Raw genomic sequence first — 16174 nt, forward strand, 5'->3', positions numbered from 1 at the left:
GTCGTAGAAGAAGCCCGCCGAGGTCGTCGGGTCCATGCGCTGCTCGACGGTGCCCCAGCTCGACTGCTGCTGGAACAGGCCGATCGAGTCAGCGACCGATCCGTCCGGGTTGATCGCGCCGTCGCCGTAGGTGATATTCACCAGCGAGGACTCCCCGATCGCCGTCTGGACACCGAGCGTCTGCCCGTCCGCGCCGAGCCCCTTCGCTGCACCTGCATTGACGATCAGTGCTGCGTTCACGAGCTGGTCGTGCCCGTAGGCCCCGACCTTCGCGTCCGCCGGGATCGCGGACACGTTGACCGGGCCTCCACCAGGTAGGCATGCGGCCGCGGCCGATCCGCCGAAGAACAGCACCCACAGCAGTAGCGCCACGGTGACGATCGGCACCATAACCGCCGCCAGTACCCCAATTCCCCCCTTCTGCACCGGCCTACTCCGAGGCCAGGGGGGTGATCTGCTCGACGCCCCAGGGCGCCGTCTCTACAGCACGGTGGACGTAGACCGAGTAGTCCCCAGCGTCGGTGGGCACCAGAACGCGAATGGTGAACGTGCCGTCGCCGTCCCGGACCCGAGCATCGCCGGTCAACGACGTGCAGGGCACGTTCATCGGATCGACCGTCTCGTAGGCGATCGCCGCTTGCTGAGTCAGGAACGGGTAGAGCTCCGCGATCCAGGTGTCGTAGTCGAGCGTCGGGCGGCAGAACGCCGTCACTGCCGAGGCCGCGAGGGCAAGCGCGTCGTTCTCGACTCCCGGAACGGGAACCGGCTCAGAGTCGACCGGAGCGGCGGCCGCAGTCAGCGTCGCCTCAGCCGTGCTGGCCGCAGTCGAGCCCGATGCAGAAGGGATCTGGGCGGTCGGCGTCGGTGCAGTTCGTGCTGTTTCGGGAGCAGCGCCCGAGCACCCTGCCAATGCGAGCACAGCCGCAGCGGCCATCGCGGCGCAGAGGCCGGTGCCGGTGTGCTTCGTGTGCTTCATGTCGTTGGTTCCCCTCGTTGCCTTCATCACAATCTAGTCCCAAACTGCCCGTTTGGACACTCGTAGATGCCCAAATGGGACACTGACTGTCTACACTGACGGCACGTCGGTAGCCGCCGACCTAGAATCGTGGTGTGGAGGTGGACTCAACGAACGTCAATGCCGTCATAGGCGAGGCCGTCAAGAGCGCCATCTACGACGCCGGTTTCAACGTGAAGGCCGCGGCTGAGCGAGCCGGCCTGCCCTACCGGACCGTCCTTCGGTACATCAAGGGAGAACGGGACATGCCTGTCCCTGTTCTTCTCGCGCTCGCGCACGCCACGAACGCCGATTTGGACTCGCTCGTGAAGCAGCTTCAGGGCCGAGTAGCCTTTAAGGAACTGGTCAGCTACGTCACAGACGGCGAATCCATGCCGACTGAGGAATCCAGCGCTCTACGTCCCGCCGAATTGGCGCGTCGTCTCTCACTGGTCTTCACTTCACGAGGCCTCGACGCCACTACCTCCCGCACCAGAATTTCCGAGATCCTTCTCCTCAGCGGGGCCTCGATCGATCGCCAGGAATGGGGCCTGCTCATGGCCGGGCAACTCCCCTCGGCACCACGAGTCGAAGTGCTCTTCGCCGTGGCCGAAGCACTCGACGTCGACCCCGACTACTTGCTCAGAGACGACCCCGAGCTGGTCGAGGCCGTGGAAGCCCGCCTCGGGTTCGACGGCACCATGCGCTCGCTCGGCATCGAGCGCGTCGCCGCCCGATCGCTCGGAACAATCGAGCCCGACGAGCTACGCGGCATCGCCGCCGTCGTGTCCGAAATCGTCACCGAGCTACGTCGATAGCCGGCCGCGCCGTCCTGTAGGGCCACGCAGCTCCGCTCGCGCCCGGAATGCCGTCTAAAGTGGATGAGCTTCTCCCGGCCAGGCGAACGGAGTCCATCGATGCCGTCAGACTCCACGGAACGAGGTCGCGGCCGGTGGCGGATGCTCCGCCGCAGTGGCCAAGGCCGCAGTGGATCGATCGTTCAGGCGGCCGACGAGTTCGTGAGCAGGCTCGGACTTCCGGCCGCCGCGACGTGGGACGATCTTCAATCGTCCGTCGAGAAGGTCTACGGCAAGCCGATCTATCTGATCGCCTCCGCCAGCGCTGACCTCAAATCAGTGACAGGGCTCTGGATCGACACAGCCGAGTTCGGCACCGTCGTCTGCCGAGAGAGCGACGAGCTCCACTACCAGAGCCAGAACGCGTGCCATGAGCTTGCGCACATCCTCTTCGTCTACGCTCCGGACGCCTGGTTCAGCGAGCAGATCCCGCGGCTGATCCATCCGGGCCGGCGGCACGGAGCCACACACCTCTGTGCCCCGACAGATGATCCAGAAAGCACAGAAGCGAAGGCGGAGATTGCCATCGAGGAAGTAGCTTTCGCGATGGTCCGCCGTATCCAGACACTCAATCGGACGAGCGAAGAAACGTATTTCGGATGATCCAACAGGTTTGCCTAGCGCTTCTCATTGCGCTGGTGCTTGTGCGGGCTCCTCGCGCCGCAGCGAAGCCCGCAGCGCGTCCCGCTTTCTGGGCCACGGTGAGCGGTGCCGTCGCACTCTCCACCTACGGATTCCCCATCCCCTTCTTCACATATGACGCGCTACTGGGTGGCACCAACGTCATCACCCTCGTCCGCGACCTGGCAGCAGCATCGGCCTTCTGGTTCTTCCGCGAAGCGCTCGGACGGCGCGCCGGCGGCGAAGGCCGCGTCGGCAGTCGGTGGGGCCTGGCGATCATGTTCGGCTCCTACATCGTGCCGTTCCTGCTGATCGGCAACCGGGGCCGCACAAGCGTCGACTTCATCATCGACCGCCTCGACCAGACCGCCGTCTGGCTCTACGGATCGGCCTACATGGCGACTCTCGTGTGGCTATCCGTCTCCTCGATCATCAACGCGCGTCGCAACTGGCGCGGGGTTCAGCTCGTCTTCATCACCGGATTCGCCATCACCACGATCGGCTGCTTGATCGAGATTGCCTTCCTCACAGCCTCTCACTTCGGCTACGGCGGAGACGCCTTCCGCTACTCCGCGTGGAACGCCGCTGAGATACCGTTCTTCCTCGGTCTTCTCATCATCATGCTCGGCATCGGGTGGACGGCGATCGTCGTTCCTCTCCGTCGCCGGATCGACGTCGCTCGAGCATCGAAGGCCGCCGTCCGACACGGCCTCATCGAGCGACCACCGTTCACGACCTACCTGAGCGACCGGCGATTGATCGCACACGCTCAACAGATCCTCGTGCTCACGAAGAACGCTGAGGTTCGCGGAGAGGGCGCGTTCACCTTTGACGAGAATGCAGCTGTCGCTCGGGTCCGCACGCTCATCGCTCCCGACCAGGCGTTCACTCCGCGAGTGATCGGCGGCGGCTTCCGGAAGGCCGCATAGCCGGTGAGCGCACTCTGGGTCGCGATCCCCGCAGTTGGTGTCGGCGTCGCCGGAGCCGCGGTCGTCGCCACCGTTGCGCGCCGTGTCATCCGACCGCAGCGCAGCCGCCCAACACCGATCGTCGCGGTTCCGACGCCCGATCGCATCGTCCTCGGTCCTACTCCGATCACGAAGCAGAACGGCAAGCTCGGCCTGCTCTACGACGACGAAACCCGCCACGCGGTCCTCGGTCCGATCCTGCGAAGCGGACCAGACGGGATCGAACGCATCCTCACACTCAATGCTGATGCCCCCTCCCCCACGGCCGGCTCCCTGAGTCGACCCATCGGGAATGTGTTCGCGACGGCCCGAGAACTCGACCCGGACGCCCGCGAGGTGACCGTCGAAACCGAGCTTGGACAGGCGCCTGCCTGGTTGTTTTCCGGCAAAGGAGACGCCGCAGACACTTGGGCGATCCACATCCACGGCAGTCTGTCCGGCCGAGACGCTGCCTTTCGCTCCGTGCATGCACTCAGAGGCACCGGCTACACCTCACTGGTGCCTTCCTTCCGCGGTGACGGAGAAGGCCCAACGGCGCCACTCAATGCGTTCACGCTCGGTCAGACCGAATGGGTCGACGTCGACGCTGCGATCGCGCTCGCTCTCGAGCGGGGAGCGCGCCGGGTCGTCCTCGTCGGCTGGTCCAGCGGCGCCTCAATGGCGTTGCGCCTCGCCACGAGCTCGTCGCACCGATCCAGAATCGCAGGCTTGATCCTTGTCTCCCCCGTCCTCAGTTGGCGCAACAGCGTGCTCTTCAGCGCCGCTAACGCCGGAGTCCCCCGTGTCGTCGCTGCGGCCGCCACATGGGCTCTCGGCGCCCGCGGTGTCAGTCGTCTACTGGGCTCACCAGTTCCTCTCAACTTCAAAGCACTCGACTGGATAGACGCAGCCGCACCACTACGCATACCGGTGCTCCTGATTCATTCGGGGGGTGATCGCACCACGCCGTTCAGCGACTCCCGTTCGTTCAGCAACGCGCACGTGAATGCGACGCTGATCGCCAGCGACCCCGCCGGCCACGCCCTCGAATGGAACGCCGATCCAGAGCGATTCGAATCCGCCGTTCGCTCCTGGTGCAACAGCGCCATTTAGATTCTGCATGAGAATCAAGATAGCCAGATACCTATATAGGTATCTGGCTATCTTCGAGGGGCTCGGGCTCAGCTGAGCGGGTTCCGGTCGCGGTACTCGCTCAGGGCCGTTTCCACGATGTTCTTCTTAGTGCGACCGGTCGCGGCTCGCAGGTCTTGGACGTAGTACGACAGCTCGGCATCGACGTCCACATGCAGAACCTCCGTGGGCTGCTTCCGCGGCGGCGTGGCCGCCGTGCCCGCATTCGCCCGCGATACCGGGGCTGCTACCGGCGCCGGTGCGGGCGTCGGAGCCGGACGAGGCTTGGACGCGATCGGGTCGCTGCGGTCGGGCGCCGGCTGTGCTCGGCGCGGGAGGCTGGCGGGGCGATCTTCGTTCGTCATCGGATGACCTTTCGTGCGAGTTCACGGTATGCGGCGGCGACGGGTGCGCCCTTGCGGAAGTTGCCGTACCAGTCGTGCGAGTACCGGACCTCTCCGACGATGGTCCGGTGCGGGACGAGCGGAGTCAGGAGAAGCCCCGTCTCTCGCATCTGCTCGATGCTGTGCGTAGCCTCTCGCGGCGTGATCGTCTCCTTGTAGCCGCCAACGATGATGCCGGCCTCCTCGACCGCTGCGCGGTCGCTGAGGTCGTTGTAGCGGCGCACACTCTCCTGTGCACCAATGAATCCGTCCACGCCGTCAGCGGTGGGCGTGGCGGCGTAGATCACTGACTCCGCCGCCGTCAGGGCGTTGTAGATCAGCGACCCGCCCTGGCGGTTCGGGCAGTCGATGATCGCGAGGTCCGCAGGCACATCCTCGAGCGAGTCCGCCAAGCGATGCCCGACTTCTCCGGGATCGTCCGTTTCGCGTGCGCTCACGCTGCGGTCGGACGGGATCACTCGAAGGTTCGAGTGAAAGGGCGAAGGCACGGCGAGCTCGTCCGCCCATCCCCTCGGGTCGGCGTTACCCAGGATCGCTCCGACGTCGAGCCCGACGTCGACGGGCTGCGCGTCGAGCCACTTCGTGGTCGCGCCACGCGGATCCAGGTCGATCAGGATCACCCGCCGCCCCTCCTCGGCCGCCACCATCGCCAGGGAGACCGCGGTGGTGCTCTTCGTCGCACCGCCGCTCTCGCTGTAGATCATCATTGTCTGCATGCCGCAAACCTATATGGCTATCTATCCACCTAGCAAACTACCCAGATACCTATATAGGTATCTGGGTAGGACTCGCCCGGTATGAGCACCCGATCCCGCTCGGTGCGCGGGCTGGGAGCGAGTGTCGGTGGGGCCGACCTACACTCGGACGCATTCGAACATATGTTCGATGAGACGAGGAGGGGGCCGACCATGAGCGTGACCGTTGTGGAGCGCATCGCGACTCCGGCCTCGGACGCCGTCGCCGTCGCCTTCCTCGTCACCAGTGACGCGGTGGCTGCCGGGTTCCCGTCGCCGGCACAGGACTACTTCGACGGGTCCCTCGACCTCAACGACCACCTCATCCGGGACAAGACCTCGACGTTCATCGTCCGCGTCTCGGGCGAGAGCATGACCGGCGCGGGCATCAGCGACGGCGACGAGCTCGTGGTCGACCGGTCGATCACGCCGACGCACGGGAGCGTGGTCATCGCGATCCTCGACGGCGAGCTGACCGTCAAGCGCCTCGAGCTGCACCCCGGGGGAGTGGTGCTGCGGGCGGAGAACCCGGAGTACCCGCCGATCCACGTCGCCGAGCTGAGTGACCTCCAGGTGTGGGGCGTCGTCACGGTCTGTCTCCACCGGCTGCACCGTGCGCTCTGAGCGGCGCGTCGGCCTGGTCGACGTGAACAGCTTCTACGTCTCCTGCGAGCGGCTATTCGACCCCAAGCTCGCCGGCCGGCCCGTTGTCGTCCTCTCGAACAACGACGGCTGCGTGGTCGCCCGCTCCGACGAGGTGAAGCAGCTCGGCATCGAGAACGGCACCCCCTGGTTCAAGATCGAACCCCTGATCCGCTCCGGCCGTCTTCCGGAGGTCATCGCCCGCTCGAGCAACTACGAGCTGTACGGCGAGCTGTCCGCCCGCGTGATGGAGCTGCTGGGCCGATACTCCGCCTGGCAGGAGGTCTACTCGATCGACGAGAGCTTCCTCGGCGTCGACGGCGACGTGGCGGAGCGGGCGAAGATCGGCCGCGCGATGCGCGCCGCCGTCGCCAAGAACGTCGGCCTGCCCGTCTGCGTCGGGTTCGGGCCGAGCAAGACGCTCGCGAAGTTCGTCAACAAGGGCGGAGCGAAGAAGCACCCGCGCCTCGGCGGGGTCTGCGACACCGACTGGTACACGCCCGATCAGCTCGACGCGCTCATGGCGTCGCAGCACGTCACTGAGCTGTGGGGAGTGGCCGGCCGCACCGGGAAGCGCCTCGCGGAGCTGTCCATCCACACGATCCGGGACCTGCGCGATGCCGACCCGGCGCTGATCCGGAAGAAGTTCTCCGTGGTGCTGCAGCGCTCCGTCTACGAGCTGCGCGGGGTCGACTGCATCCCGCTCGAGGCGGCCCGCACCGTCCGGGATCAGCTGATCTTCTCGCGCTCGTTCGCCACTCCGGTGACGACGATCGCGGACATGGAGCAGGTGCTCTCCGTCTACGCGCAACGCGCCGCGCACCGCCTGCGCGCGCAGGGGTCGGTGACGAAGACGATGAGCGTCTTCGCGTCGACGTCGCCGTTCGCGGACGCGCCGTACGAGTCCGCCGGCGGCCTCGCCGGCTTCCCCGTGCCCACCGACGACCCGGTGGGTATCGTCAAGGCCGCGATCGCGACGTTGCGCCCGCGGCTGCGCGAGGGCGCCCGCTACGTGCGGGCCGGCGTCATCCTCACCAACCTGTCGCCGAAGGACTCCCACGCCTTCCTCGACGTGTTCGATACGGCTTTCGACTCCAAGGGTCTGGGCGCCACGATCGACGCCGTGACGAAACGCCACGGCCGCTCCGCGGTCGGACTGGGCCTCGCCGGGATCCGCAAGGGGCCGGTCTGGACGATGAAGCGCGAAGCGCTCTCGCTGCGCGCCACGACCCACTGGGCCGAGCTGGCGACCGCTCACGCCCGCTGACTTCTATCGGCGGCCAGCCTCCTCAGATAGAATGTTCTATAGGAGGTGGTTGCCGTGTCGATCATTCAGAGGCCCGATGGGGAGACCATCCGCAAGCTGCGCAGCTTGCAGGTCGTAACGCGGGTGTCATATCTTCGCGCGCTGCGCCGCGCTGCGGAGGACACCACGCAGAGGCAGCTCGCGCAAGAAATTGGAATCTCACAGCCCTCCGTCAACAGCGCATTGAAGTCCGCGGCCGCAGTGTCGGACGTGCGGCCCGGATTCTCTGGCGCAACGCCTTACGAGATTGCTCAGCGCTACGACGCGGGGGAGCTGACGAAGGAGCAGGTCATCGATGAGCTCGGCCGTTGGTCCTACCGTCCGGGGTCAGCTAGCGACGGCTACGACTGGACGACCGCGGACGCGGGAGAGTTTGCAGAGGTGCGACGCGCTCTGAGTGAGCACCTCATCGACGTCGACACATACGACGAGATCCTGGACCGCTACAGCGAGCAAGGTCGGTGACTGGGGAGGACTCGTCAGCGATCGCCAAGCACCGCGAGACAGTGCGTGCATGGGCGCGAGCGGGCGGGCCGCTGAGCCCCAAGAGCGAACACGCGACGGTGAACAACCGAGAGTGGTTCCGGCTCGGCGCCGACCAGGATTACGAGCCGCGTGGTGCGCGGCAACAACTACACGACCGCTTTGTGGCCGACTACCGCGCACAATTCCCTGACGTGCGCCAAGAGCGGAAGGCGATCATCCTTGCCGGCCCGCCTGGTGCCGGTAAATCGACCGTTCTCCGAGACGTGCTCGGCACCGACCGCAACGCCTGGCTCACCATCGACGCCGACGAGTTCAAGCGGGCGCTGCTCACCGAAGCGATCAAGGACGGCACCTACGACAGCACGATCCTGCCGCCCGAGGTCCGCGCCGCCGAGGCAGCGGGGGAGAAGTTCTTCCCGCTCGAGCTGGCCTCGCTCGTGCACGAAGAGTCTTCCATTCTCGCTATCCAACTCCGCGACGCGGCCATTCGGGACGGCCAGAACGTCGTGATCGACACCGTGCTCTCTTCGCCCGAGAAGGCGGTCGAGCTGGGGCAGCGGTTCGCGGCAGCCGGCTACAGCGTCGAAGTGATCGACGTCGAGGTGCCGTTCGAGCTGTCGGAAGCGCGGATCGCCGGCCGCTGGCAGGACTCCTACGAACGCGCCCTCGCCGGCGCCGACGAGCTCGGCGGTCGATGGGTGCCCAGCGAGTACGCCAGGAACGTTTATGCCGGCCCGGGAGGTCGGTCCCTCCCTGAGTTCGCCGCCGAGCAGCTGGCCGATACCGGCTCCACCGTGATGCGATTCCGCCGCTACAACACCCCCGCGGAAGGGCAGCCGCGCACTGTCGAGGTCGACAAGTCGCGCACTGCGTTCGGGCGCCCTCTGATCGACACCGCCCTCGCGCAGGCTCAGGCGACCGTCTCTCGCAGCTTCTCCACCACGGCGCTGACCACGGCGCCCGAGCGCGGTGACCGAGCGATCCCGGCCACCTCACCGACGCCAGCGCCGGACCGCGGCGACCGCGGTCGCTAGAGCGGCGTCGTCACCACTTAGAAAACCTGTCCACCAGGTCGACGTCGATCGAGGAGGTCCGCGGGTCCAGGCCGTCGGCCGTCTCGTCGGGGGCGTCGATGACGTCCAGGAACACGGCAGTCGCGGGCGTCACGAACGCTGAGGTCGTTCCGCGCGACGTCGGGATCTCTACGAAGGCGCCGCCGGCGGCCGCCGCCTGTTCGAGGCGCTGCGTGAGCCCGACGCGATCGACGTCGACCGGCAGCGAGAAGTGGCGCGGTCCGATAGTCAGCTCGAGCAGGTGCATGGGATTCCCGTCGTCGGCCGCTTGCCTACCAGGTACCCATCCTCCCGCGTCCTAGACGCTTCCGAGCCCGTTCCGGGGGCGCGAGATGCCCTCGCGCAGCGGCGCCGCGCGCCGCAGGTTGGAAGCCGCCACGGCGGCCCGTTCCACCTGTTTTCTTCACCTCTCCGCGGTTTCAACCTATTTCGCTCCACCGGCTGCGTGCCACCGATCCCGAACGCGGTCGCTGCGCTCCCTCACATCGCTCGTGATCGGCGTCACTCCGCCGCCTCCACTCAAACGGTCTTCCCCGCCGGAGAGGCAAAGAAAAACGATCAGCCAGAGGGAGACACACCATGAGCCAGCAGCGCGGCACCCGTACCGAGGTCATCAAGAGCGAGTACCACGGACCCGGAGCGGACGGGATCAGCCGGACCGCCCGTCAGGTGGTCATCGTCGGCGCCGGTGGCCGCGACCCGGTGACCGAGCAGACCCCGGCCGTGCACCTGGTCACCCGCGAGGGCCGCGCGGGGCTTCCCGGGGTGACGCTGCAGCACTTCGAGCCCGTGGAGGCGCTGCCCGCGGATCGCGTCGGCTACATGGCCTCCGGCGCCTACGTCGTCGTTCCGGTCGACGTCGCGCGAGCGCTCGACCTGTTCCCGGCCGCGTACGCGCTGCACGACCGCAGCGAGACGCCCGCCGACTACCGCGACAACGACTGACCCCCCCCGAACCGAGAAGGAGAACCGACATGCTCACCATCACCCACACGCCCGAAGCCGGAACGATCATCGAGGGCACCAGCCGCGGGGACGGCACCGCCGAGATCCTGAAGGCGTCCGGCTGGCGCTGGGGCCGCTCCATCGGCGCCTGGTACGTCCCGCAGTCCCGCGACCGCCTGCCGAAGTGGTGGACCATCAACCGGGCCGCGACCGCCCTGCGCGACGCCGGACACGAGGTCACGATCAAAGCCGAAGAGACGTTCCGCTCGACCGCCGAGGCGGAGGCGGCGACTATCGAGCGCCAGGCCGCCCGGGTCGACGCGCTCGACGCGAAGGCCGAGCGCCGCGCCGCGGACGCCGATACCGCCGACGCGGCCGCGCGCCGCGCGTTCGACCGGCTCCCGGAGGGTGGCGAGCCGATCAAGATCGGCCACCACTCCGAGACGCGGCACCGCAACGCGATCGAGAAGGCCCACAACGCGATGGGCCGCAGCGTCGAGGCCGACCGCGAGGCCACCCGCGCCCGCGCCCGCGCCGACGTCGCCGCCGGGACCACCGAATCCCGCTACGCGCCGGGAATGGTGGCCCGCCGCATCGACCGGCTCGATACCGACATTCGCGGCTGCACGCGGAAGATCGAGGGCAGCTCGCACAACTTCGGTGGCGGCTACATCGAGACGACCGCCCCCGCGACGGGCGCCTACCGGGAGCGGCTGCTCACCCAGCGCGCGCAGCTCGAAGACCAGCGCGACTACTGGACCGCCGTCCGCGAGGCGCAGGCCGCGGCCGGACGGGTCACGATCCACAGCCGCGACACGATCGCCAAGGGCGACATGATCAAGCACCGCTTCGGCTGGCACGTCGTTACCCGCGTGAACCCCAAGAGCGTGACTGTCGCGCTCGACTGGAACGACGGAACCCGCCCCTACAAAGTCGCCTACGCCGACGTGCAGGGACACCACACCGCCGCTGAGGTGGAGGCAGCCCGAGCCGCCGCCACCGAGACGGCCGCCGCGAGCTGATCGAGCGAGGGCTACCTACCTATATAGGTAGGTAGCCCGTGAGGGGCGGGCCCCTCACGCTCCCCGGGGATCCCGTTCCGGGAGGCGCGAGCTGCGCTCGTGCAGCGGCGACGAAGCGCCGCCTAGAGGTCGCCCGGCTGCGCCGGCCGCCGTTGGTCGCCCTACGGGCTCACACCCTTTTTTGCCGTGAAGCCTTCGGCGGCTCCCTCCGCTTCGCTGCGGTCGTAGCTACCTACGGGCTCCGTTCAAGTGGCTGCGCCACCGGCTCCTCCGAGACTTTCGGCACGCGGTCGCTGCGCTCCCTCACATCGCGCCGAAACTCTCTCCACCGCCGCCCTGCGGGTTGCACTGCGCCCTCCGGTTGCTAAGGCGGAGAACCGCCTTGACGGCAAAAAAACGATGAGGAAGAGGAAGAACATGCAGCAGATCACCACCGTCAGCACCTTCGTCCCGGCCGCGAACGAGGACGGGATGCAGAGCCAGTTGCGCCGGATCGCCGAGCGCGACGTCGACCTCTCAGGTCTGGCACGGGGCGGGTGGGCGCTGGCACACACCGCCACGATCCCCGGCCCCGAGGGCGTCATGTTCGTGGACACCCTCACCCCCACCGAATCCTGACCCGCACCACCACCGAGGAGCAAACGCCATGTCCGACACCATCACCACCAGCCCCGCGGCCGAGGAGCCGACCCTCTGGGGCGCGGTGGCCGAGTTCGCGTCCGTGTTCTCCGACGGGGACACCGCCGACGAGCTGGCCGTGCGACTCAGCTGCGCCGAGGTCGACGCGCTGGCCGGACTCCTGCGAGCATTCGGACGAGATGAGGCCGCGGACCTGTGGATCGCGGAGCACGCGAGCGACGACGACGAGGGCGACGCCCACACCCCGGAAGGAACCCACCGATGAGCGAGCAGCAGCAGACCACGCCCGACCCGGCGGCGACCTACCAGGCGGCCGTCGCGGCCTTCGCGGCCACGCTCTCCAACCCGGCCGTCACGGAAGCGATCGCTCCGACGCTGCCGTGCTGGCGCGCGACGGGCATCATCGACCTCCTCACCCACGCCGGACACACCGACGCCGCCGAGAAGTGGGCCGAGCTGCACGCCTGGTCCCCGGTCAACGACGAGCACGACCCGCATCGCGGCGACCGGTGGGACGACTGATGCTCACCGTCTACTCGAAGCCGTCGTGCGTGCAGTGCACCATGACCTACCGGGTGCTCGAGAAGAAGGGCATCGAGTACACCACCGTCGACATCACCACCAACCCCGCAGCGCTCGCGTACGTCACGGAGGAGCTGGGCTACTCCGCCGCCCCCGTGGTCGTCGCGAGCGACCAGGACCACTGGTCGGGCTTTCGCCCCGACCTCATCGAGAAGCACGCCGCATGACCGGCCCGAACGTCACTGGCGACGACTACCGGGCCGGGTACCTCGCCGGACAGGCCGACCGGCAAGGCGAAGTCGACTGGCTGGAGAACGAGGCCGACCGGCTCTACCGCCTCGCCTACGGCGACGAGCGCCGCGTCCCCGCCCTCACCGTCACGCGCGCCGAGCTCGAACAGCGCAGAGCGCTGTCCGAGCCGCCCGTGGAAGTCACCCGCCGCGACGCTCTGGCGTCCTGGGGCATCGAGACACCCGCCACCGACACCCCGGCGGCCGCGGCCGCGAACGAGAACCCGTCGACGTCGACGGGACCCACCAACCGCACGAGCAGGAGACGTCAGATGAGCACCAGGACCATCACCGGCAACCTCGCCGCCGACCCCGAGGCCGTGCAGGCGGGCCGCGTGCAGATCGTGAAGCTGCGCGTCATCGAGAACACCGGCGAATACCGCGCGGGGGAGTGGACCCCGCACGACGCCCCGACCACGCACTACGTCGAAGCGAAGTTCGAACTGGGCGAGCACGTGCTCGCCTCCCTCCACAAGGGAGACGGCGTGATCGTCGTCGGCTACGAGCGCACCGTCGCCTGGGGCGAAGGCGAGAACCGCCGCACCGGCCGCGTCCTCGAAGCCGACGCCATCGGCCCCAACCTCACCCGCGCGACCGCCGTCGTCACCACAACCACCCAGCGCGCACCCCGACGCAGCGCCGCGGAGTAGAGCGCCCGCTCAGTTCTCGATGCGGAGCACGTAGAGGATGACGTGATCCTCCGGGATCGCTGCGCGCACTTCCGCGATCGCCGCGGCGCTCGTCGCCGCGTTGCTGCGCAACACCGTTGATGCCGATTCCGCGCGCGTCCGGTGTGCCAGCTCCCACATGCCTCCATCGTCGCATCCGACGCTGACACGACCCGCTCGAGTGTGGGGCCGGCGGCGCCGGCCCGTGAGGGGCGACCCCCTCACGCTCCCCGGTGTCCCGTTCCGGGGCGCGAGCTGCACTCGCGCAGCGGCGACGGAGCACCGCGGGTCGGAGGCCGCGATGCGGCCCGTTCCACCTGTTTTCTTCACCTCTCCGCGGTTTCAACCTATTTCGCTCCACCGGCTCCGTGCCACCGATAGCGGACGCGCCCTGCGGGCTTATTTCGCCCGCTATCGGCGTCACTGCGCCGCCTCCACTCAAACGGTTTTCCCCGCCGGAGAGGCAAAGAAAAACGATCAGCCAGAGGGAGCACCCACACCATGCAGATCACCACCGACTTGCAGACCACCGCGAAGACCTACCTCACCCTTGCCAACACCCGCGCGGTCGATATCCGTGTCGTGGGCACCGACCCCCAGACGACGCCCTCGGTGCACGTCACCCGCCGCACGTCCGGCGTCTGGGAGGCGTGGCACTCCGACCAGCTGCACGGCATCACCAGCGGTTCGTTCCGTCACTGCGTCGCCCACGCCCGCCGCGCAGCGATCCGCCGCGTCGCCCCGTTCCTGAACCGCTGAGAGGACCACACCATGACCCGCACCGACACCGGCCGCGCCACGGCCGAACAGCTGGCCCTCATCCTCGACACCCGCCGCGCCGAGTCTGACGACGACGCGACCGCCACGGACGCCGAAATCCTCGCGCACATCCGCAACACGCTCACTCTTCCCGGCGAAGGAGCTCCGGGCGGATTCCCCGTCACCGACGACGGCACCGCCTACGCCGCCGCGCTGATCGCGTTCCTCACCCCCGCCGACAAGCAGGACACCGGCGCGGCACTGGCCGCTTTCCTCACCCCGACCCCGGAGACGCTGGACGAGCGTGCGGCACGCATCGAGCTGAACCGGCGCGCGGATGAGGGGTGGCAGGCGCTCTCCCCGGCGGAGCAGGCCGCGCAGATCGCGGCCGTCGAGCGGACGGAGAACCCCAGCGGGCCGTGCGACTGCGCCAACTGCTCCGAGCCCGCCGACCGGTAGCCGCGCGGCGCGGGCCGGCCTTCCGGGCCGGCCCGTGAGGGGCGACCCCCTCACACTCCCCGGTCTTCCCCGTTCCGGGGGCGCGAGCTGCGCACGCGCAGCGGTGACGGAGCACCGCCGGCGGGAGCCGCTACGCGGCCGGATTACCCGTTTTCTTCACCTCTCCGCGGTTTCAATCTATCTCGCTCCGTCGGCTACGTGCCGTCTCTCTCGGACGCGCCCTGCGGGCTTATTTCGCCCGAGAGAGCCGTCACTCCGCCGACTCCACTCAATTGATTTCATCCCGCCGGAGAGGCAAAGAAAAACGATCAGGAAGACGACAAAAGCCCCGTAGTTGGGTTAGAACCACGGGACTTGTCGCCTCAATGATCGCACACCGATCAAGGAGAAACCATCGTGACTATCACCACCGGAACCGGGACCGTTCAGCACATCGACCCGACCGTCCTCGTGATCGAGCAGAACGTCCGCACCAGCGCCCCGCTGACGAAGGACTTCATCGCGTCGATCCGCGAGAACGGCGTCATCACCCCGGTCCTCGCCCGCCGCGACGAGCACGGCAACGTCATCGTCCGCGCCGGACAGCGCCGCACCCTCGCCGCCCGCGAGGCCGGAGTGCCCACGATCCCGGTCTACGTCGTGGAGGGCGACGAGACAACCGCGGATCGGATCGTTCAGCAGATCATCGAGAACGACCAGCGCGCCGAGCTGAGCGTCGCGGACCGCACCGCCGCGTGGGCGCAGCTCGCGTTTGAGGGCGTGTCCGCTGCAGCGATCGCCAAGCGCACCGGCACCAAGACCGACGCGGTGAAGAAGGGCCTTGCGGTCGCGGAGTCCGCGACCGTCACGTCCGTTCTGCACGAGCACGAGCTGACCCTGGACCAGGCGGCGGTGCTGTTGGAGTTCGAGGACGACTCCGACGCCCGCGCGAACCTGATCGAGGTCGCCACCCACGACCCGGCCCAGTTCGAGCACACCGCGCAGACCCTCCGCGACGAGGCCGCGCACCAGGCGCTCCTCGCGGCGACCGCCGCCGAGTACATCGGCAACGGCTTCCAGATCCTCACCCGCTCCGACGCTTACGGCGACCAGGCGACGTGGACGCCGGTGCGGCAGCTGCGCGGCGAGGACGGGAAGAGCGTCACTCCCGAGCAGGTCGCCGCCGCTGCCGGCCGCGGAGTGCTCATCGGCACCAGCTGGCGGGGCGAGGTCGAGGTCACGCTCCTGGTCCAGGATCCCACCGCCGCCGGATTCACCTACGCCTACGGAGCCCCCGAGCAGCCGCAGACCGAGGAGGAAACCGAGGAGGAGGCCGCCGAGAAGTCCGCGGAGCGGAAGGTGCTCATCGCCAACAACAAGGCGTGGAACGCGGCCGAGAAGGTGCGCCGCGAGTGGATCGCGACGTTCCTCGCCCGCAAGACCCTCCCCAAGGACGCGGATCGCATCATCGCTCTCGGCCTCACCACCCACCGGTTCGCGGTGTCCTCCGGGATGACGGGCGGCAGCGATCTCGCGCACGCGCTGCTGCGCATCGAGCGCCCCTCCGGCTACCGCGCCGACGCCCTCGCAGCGCTGGTCGAGGCGAACCCCGCGAAGGCCCGCCTGGTCGCGCTGGCCGTCGTCCTCGGAGGGCAGGAGGCGCACACGAGTAAGGAGTCCTGGCGTCGCGGCGACG

Annotated in this window: 23 protein-coding genes and 1 pseudogene; 18 read left to right on the forward strand and 6 right to left on the reverse strand. The window is 68.1% G+C overall.

Features of this window, described 5'->3' with window-relative positions:
• Both C5D09_RS15920 and C5D09_RS17270 read right to left on the reverse strand, forming a co-directional pair.
• Positions 1-372: pseudogene (locus tag C5D09_RS15920) on the reverse strand (M23 family peptidase); the annotation flags it as partial.
• Positions 373-430: 58 nt separating this feature from the next.
• Complete coding sequence (locus C5D09_RS17270; protein WP_146085662.1) at positions 431-976, reverse strand: hypothetical protein; 546 nt, start codon at positions 974-976, stop codon at positions 431-433.
• 134 nt (positions 977-1110) lie between these two features.
• On the opposite strand from C5D09_RS17270, the gene C5D09_RS15930 reads away from it, so the two are divergent.
• The 4 genes from C5D09_RS15930 (at position 1111) to C5D09_RS15945 (ending at position 4532) form a co-directional block, all read left to right on the forward strand.
• Positions 1111-1812 (forward strand): helix-turn-helix transcriptional regulator, encoded by a 702-nt coding sequence (locus tag C5D09_RS15930; RefSeq protein ID WP_104234434.1) that lies wholly within the window; start codon positions 1111-1113, stop codon positions 1810-1812.
• Between the two features lie 99 nt (positions 1813-1911).
• The gene (locus C5D09_RS15935; RefSeq protein ID WP_146079343.1) at positions 1912-2454 is read left to right on the forward strand and encodes a hypothetical protein; all 543 of its coding nucleotides are present in this window, start codon (positions 1912-1914) and stop codon (positions 2452-2454) included.
• On the forward strand, positions 2451-3401 hold the full coding sequence (locus C5D09_RS15940; RefSeq protein ID WP_104234436.1) for a hypothetical protein: 951 nt from the start codon (positions 2451-2453) through the stop codon (positions 3399-3401). The genes C5D09_RS15935 and C5D09_RS15940 overlap by 4 nt, the downstream gene beginning before the upstream one ends.
• A 3-nt stretch (positions 3402-3404) precedes the next feature.
• Positions 3405-4532, forward strand: a complete 1128-nt coding sequence (locus C5D09_RS15945; protein ID WP_104234437.1) for a S9 family peptidase — start codon at positions 3405-3407, stop codon at positions 4530-4532.
• A 68-nt stretch (positions 4533-4600) separates the two neighbouring features.
• Here the strand turns inward: C5D09_RS15945 and C5D09_RS17275 are convergent, their stop codons facing one another.
• Both C5D09_RS17275 and C5D09_RS15950 read right to left on the reverse strand, forming a co-directional pair.
• Positions 4601-4915, reverse strand: coding sequence for a hypothetical protein (locus C5D09_RS17275; protein WP_146079344.1), 315 nt, complete (start codon positions 4913-4915; stop codon positions 4601-4603).
• Complete coding sequence (locus C5D09_RS15950; RefSeq protein WP_104234438.1) at positions 4912-5670, reverse strand: ParA family protein; 759 nt, start codon at positions 5668-5670, stop codon at positions 4912-4914. Before C5D09_RS15950 ends, C5D09_RS17275 begins: the two co-directional genes overlap by 4 nt.
• A 192-nt stretch (positions 5671-5862) precedes the next feature.
• Between C5D09_RS15950 and C5D09_RS15955 the strand changes: the two genes are divergently transcribed.
• Genes C5D09_RS15955 through C5D09_RS15970 form a run of 4 tightly spaced genes read left to right on the forward strand, consistent with a single transcriptional unit; the run spans position 5863 to position 9156 of the window.
• Positions 5863-6312, forward strand: a complete 450-nt coding sequence (locus C5D09_RS15955) for a LexA family transcriptional regulator (RefSeq protein WP_104234439.1) — start codon at positions 5863-5865, stop codon at positions 6310-6312.
• Complete coding sequence (locus C5D09_RS15960; RefSeq protein WP_104258230.1) at positions 6302-7597, forward strand: Y-family DNA polymerase; 1296 nt, start codon at positions 6302-6304, stop codon at positions 7595-7597. Before C5D09_RS15955 ends, C5D09_RS15960 begins: the two co-directional genes overlap by 11 nt.
• Before the next feature lie 54 nt (positions 7598-7651).
• Entirely contained in the window at positions 7652-8101 is a 450-nt protein-coding gene (locus tag C5D09_RS15965; protein ID WP_104234441.1) for a winged helix-turn-helix transcriptional regulator, read from the forward strand.
• Entirely contained in the window at positions 8098-9156 is a 1059-nt protein-coding gene (locus C5D09_RS15970) for a zeta toxin family protein (protein WP_181028843.1), read from the forward strand. Before C5D09_RS15965 ends, C5D09_RS15970 begins: the two co-directional genes overlap by 4 nt.
• Positions 9157-9166: 10 nt before the next feature.
• Here the strand turns inward: C5D09_RS15970 and C5D09_RS15975 are convergent, their stop codons facing one another.
• Entirely contained in the window at positions 9167-9442 is a 276-nt protein-coding gene (locus C5D09_RS15975) for a hypothetical protein (RefSeq protein ID WP_104234442.1), read from the reverse strand.
• Positions 9443-9774: 332 nt separating this feature from the next.
• Between C5D09_RS15975 and C5D09_RS15980 the strand changes: the two genes are divergently transcribed.
• From C5D09_RS15980 to C5D09_RS16010, 7 genes are all read left to right on the forward strand, one after another.
• The gene (locus tag C5D09_RS15980; RefSeq protein WP_104234443.1) at positions 9775-10140 is read left to right on the forward strand and encodes a hypothetical protein; all 366 of its coding nucleotides are present in this window, start codon (positions 9775-9777) and stop codon (positions 10138-10140) included.
• A gap of 29 nt (positions 10141-10169) precedes the next feature.
• Complete coding sequence (locus tag C5D09_RS15985; RefSeq protein WP_104234444.1) at positions 10170-11162, forward strand: DUF3560 domain-containing protein; 993 nt, start codon at positions 10170-10172, stop codon at positions 11160-11162.
• 417 nt (positions 11163-11579) lie between these two features.
• Positions 11580-11780, forward strand: coding sequence for a hypothetical protein (locus tag C5D09_RS15990; protein WP_104269744.1), 201 nt, complete (start codon positions 11580-11582; stop codon positions 11778-11780).
• Positions 11781-11808: 28 nt separating this feature from the next.
• Positions 11809-12066, forward strand: a complete 258-nt coding sequence (locus C5D09_RS15995; protein WP_104269745.1) for a hypothetical protein — start codon at positions 11809-11811, stop codon at positions 12064-12066.
• The gene (locus C5D09_RS16000) at positions 12063-12323 is read left to right on the forward strand and encodes a hypothetical protein (RefSeq protein WP_104258231.1); all 261 of its coding nucleotides are present in this window, start codon (positions 12063-12065) and stop codon (positions 12321-12323) included. Before C5D09_RS15995 ends, C5D09_RS16000 begins: the two co-directional genes overlap by 4 nt.
• Entirely contained in the window at positions 12320-12550 is a 231-nt protein-coding gene (gene nrdH, locus C5D09_RS16005) for a glutaredoxin-like protein NrdH (protein WP_056045893.1), read from the forward strand. The genes C5D09_RS16000 and nrdH overlap by 4 nt, the downstream gene beginning before the upstream one ends.
• Complete coding sequence (locus C5D09_RS16010; RefSeq protein ID WP_104269746.1) at positions 12547-13263, forward strand: single-stranded DNA-binding protein; 717 nt, start codon at positions 12547-12549, stop codon at positions 13261-13263. The genes nrdH and C5D09_RS16010 overlap by 4 nt, the downstream gene beginning before the upstream one ends.
• A 9-nt stretch (positions 13264-13272) precedes the next feature.
• Here the strand turns inward: C5D09_RS16010 and C5D09_RS17625 are convergent, their stop codons facing one another.
• A complete protein-coding gene (locus C5D09_RS17625; RefSeq protein WP_181135070.1) occupies positions 13273-13422 on the reverse strand; it encodes a hypothetical protein in 150 nt (49 codons plus the stop codon).
• A 360-nt stretch (positions 13423-13782) separates the two neighbouring features.
• On the opposite strand from C5D09_RS17625, the gene C5D09_RS16015 reads away from it, so the two are divergent.
• The 3 genes from C5D09_RS16015 to C5D09_RS16025 all read left to right on the forward strand — a co-directional run.
• A complete protein-coding gene (locus C5D09_RS16015; protein WP_104234631.1) occupies positions 13783-14040 on the forward strand; it encodes a hypothetical protein in 258 nt (85 codons plus the stop codon).
• Between the two features lie 12 nt (positions 14041-14052).
• Complete coding sequence (locus tag C5D09_RS16020) at positions 14053-14499, forward strand: hypothetical protein (RefSeq protein ID WP_104258317.1); 447 nt, start codon at positions 14053-14055, stop codon at positions 14497-14499.
• A gap of 396 nt (positions 14500-14895) precedes the next feature.
• Positions 14896-16174 (forward strand): ParB/RepB/Spo0J family partition protein (locus tag C5D09_RS16025; RefSeq protein ID WP_104269747.1); only part of this gene is annotated, 1279 nt, incomplete at its 3' end.

The organism is Rathayibacter sp. AY1C9 (assembly GCF_002932315.1).
GTDB lineage: Bacteria > Actinomycetota > Actinomycetes > Actinomycetales > Microbacteriaceae > Rathayibacter.